This is a genomic window from Clostridium sp. BL-8 (genome assembly GCF_002006495.1).
GTDB lineage: Bacteria > Bacillota > Clostridia > Clostridiales > Clostridiaceae > Clostridium.
The window spans coordinates 1-2735 of the sequence record NZ_LZZL01000183.1 but is presented as its reverse complement, the minus strand read 5'-3'; the positions used below and the strand labels follow the sequence as shown (position 1 = coordinate 2735).

Sequence of the window (2735 nt, the reverse complement as noted above, 5' to 3'; positions counted from 1 at the left end):
CACCTGCCTTGCACGCAGGGGGTCAAGAGTTCGAATCTCTTTATCTCCACCATTAAAAAGTTATGGAGTAATTCATAACTTTTTTTGTTATATATAATTATTTAAATTAACCTGAGAAGCCTACATTTACAGTGAATATAGAATGATTTATATAAATTTATGATTAGTCTAATTTTAATAACGATACAAAATTCAAAAACAAATTTATACTATTATTGATTCGAATAAAATTTAAACTATAATGAAATTATGAGAATTAGTTTAAGATAATATAAATCTGTTCAAATGTTATAATAATATAGAGAGTGTATATAATAATATGATTATATTATTATAGTACTAATTTTATTTTGGGGAATAATTGCAGTCGGCGAGGGAGGCAAATATGAATTCTAATGAGAGAAGAGAAAATATAATAAAGTTATTATTAGAAAATCATGAACCATTAAAAGGAGGTATTATAGCTAAAAAGTATTCTGTAACTAGACAGGTTATAGTAAAAGATATAGCTATTCTTAGAGCTGAGGGGCAGAATATAATTGCAACTCCAGATGGATATATAATAAATGCAAATCGGCATAAAGTCAGAGCTATTATTGCGGTAACCCATACAGAAGAAGAAATGTTTGATGAATTAAGTATAGTTATTAAATATGGAGGAACAGTTGAAGATGTTATAGTAGAGCATCCATTATACGGAGAAATAAAAGGGATGCTTATGATTAAGAATTACAATGAGTTGAATAAGTTTATTCAAAAGTATAATGAGCAAAAGGCAAAATTGCTATCAGCATTAACTAATGGTGTTCATATTCATACAATAGCAGCAGAAAGTCAAGAGGATATTGATTTAATTATATTAGAACTTAGAAAACGCAATTTTATTGTATCAGATTTGGAGGATTAATAATGGACTATGATGTATTAATTTTAGGTGGAGGAATAATTGGATGTGCGATAGCATATGAACTTTCAAAATACAATATAAATATAGCATTGATTGAAAAGGACTATGATATAGCAAATGATATATCCTTTGCTAATACAGCAATTATTTATGATGGATCAGAGACAGATGATAGTACTATAGCTAAATTAGAGTGTGTCGGAAGAAAATTAATCGAAGAGCATTGTAAAAAGTTTAATGTTGCATATAAAAAAGTGGGATCATTAAGAATAACATCAAATGATGCTAGATCTGATGTACTTGATAAAATAAATAAAAGAGCTGTGGAAAGAGGGATAGATTCTGTTCATATAATAGAAGACAGTGCCATCTATGATATAGAACCTAATTTGCAAACTAATATAAATAAAGCATTATATTCAGAAAATACTGCGATAATTTCTCCATACAATCTAGCAATTTCTTATGCAGAGGTAGCGGCAGATAATGGTGTAAACTTTAGATTAGAGGAAGAAGTTATAGATATAAAATATATATCTAAAGGATTTAAAGTAACTACTAATAAAAATAAGTTTACATGTAAATTTGTAATCAATACAATTCCGAATGAGTTTTCAAATGGAACGTTTTATGAAGCTCAAAATGAAGCAAAGAATAAGAGAATAAATTATATACTATTAAATGAAAGATTGAAGAATGATATAAATACTATTGTTATTGATGATATAGATGAAGATACATTCATAATAAATATGCCTACGACATCATCAAAAGGAAATTTGATAGCAATTAAGAGTAATAAGTGTTTAGGATTAGAGGAAGAATTGATGTTATCTAAAAATATATTAAAATACATAGATAAAGAATTGATAACTAATATATTTACAGAAATATATAGTGGGAATAATATTCTTATAGATAATAGTAATGTAGAAATGGGATATATGAGAATTTCAGGAAATCATTATGCTCAAATAACAATTGCACCAGCTATCGCTAAAGACATAGAGGAGAAACTTAAAATAAATATGAATATAACTAAAAAGAGAGATTTTATTGATAAGAAAAGGGATGTATATATATTTAGAAATATGTCTAAGGAACAGAGAAATAAGATAATTTCAGTAGATAGTCGCTATGGGAATATAGTCTGTAATTGCAATAATATATCAGAAGGTGAGATTGTCGACGCCATAAGACGACCTTTAGGAGCAAGAACTGTTGAAGGAGTAAAAAGGCGTACTGGAATAGGAGTAGGGAGCTGTAATGGTTCGTATTGTAATATGAAAATTATAAAAATTTTAGCTAGAGAAATGGATAAAAGTATTTTGAGTATAGTAGATGATTCTATGGATTCTAATATCTTAGTAGGAAGAATTAAGGAGTTCAATGAAATTTGAGTGAAGGGGATTAATAATGGGAAATAAGGATGTATTTACTAGTGTAGTTAGAATAAAAGGTAATCAAAATTATAAGGTTGTATCAGTAAAGAGTAATAAGCCAATAGAGAAAGGCTTATGGAGGGAATTTTCTAAGGTTCTTAGCAGGATTTATGCAAGTACACCTATTAATATTGGAGACATTATATGCAAAAATATTATGAATACTGGTGTAGATATTGTTTGCACTAAAAAGATTTCATCCTAAATTTAGTATATAGGCATAATGATACATGTTAGTTTTATAATTAAAATAAAACTAACAAAAGAAAATATGATAAAATAGTTGACATAAATATAAATCCTTGTTATAATCATACTTGTCGTAAGACGTGGAAAGATGGTCGAGTTGGTTTAAGGCACCGGTCTTGAAAACCGGCGTGCGTGTA

At 27.9% G+C, this 2735-nt stretch carries 3 protein-coding genes; all 3 read left to right on the top strand.

Annotation, left to right across the window (positions count from 1 at the left end; translation table 11 throughout):
- The first annotated feature begins 385 nt into the window (after positions 1 to 385).
- The 3 genes from CLOBL_RS27015 to CLOBL_RS27005 are packed head-to-tail and all read left to right on the top strand — an operon-like array spanning position 386 to position 2554.
- Positions 386 to 907, top strand: a complete 522-nt coding sequence (locus CLOBL_RS27015) for a transcription repressor NadR (protein WP_077861813.1) — start codon at positions 386 to 388, stop codon at positions 905 to 907.
- 2 nt (positions 908 to 909) lie between these two features.
- Positions 910 to 2307, top strand: a complete 1398-nt coding sequence (locus tag CLOBL_RS27010) for an FAD-dependent oxidoreductase (RefSeq protein WP_077861812.1) — start codon at positions 910 to 912, stop codon at positions 2305 to 2307.
- A 16-nt stretch (positions 2308 to 2323) separates the two neighbouring features.
- Positions 2324 to 2554, top strand: a complete 231-nt coding sequence (locus CLOBL_RS27005; RefSeq protein ID WP_009167663.1) for a DUF1667 domain-containing protein — start codon at positions 2324 to 2326, stop codon at positions 2552 to 2554.
- Positions 2555 to 2735: the final 181 nt, after the last annotated feature.

Excerpts from the sequence above, each read along its gene's own strand:
- CLOBL_RS27005 (WP_009167663.1), top strand. The coding sequence starts at position 2,324 with ATGGGAAATAAGGATGTATTTACTAGTGTAGTTAGAATAAAAGGTAAT.
- CLOBL_RS27015 (WP_077861813.1), top strand. The coding sequence starts at position 386 with ATGAATTCTAATGAGAGAAGAGAAAATATAATAAAGTTATTATTAGAA.
- CLOBL_RS27010 (WP_077861812.1), top strand. The coding sequence starts at position 910 with ATGGACTATGATGTATTAATTTTAGGTGGAGGAATAATTGGATGTGCG.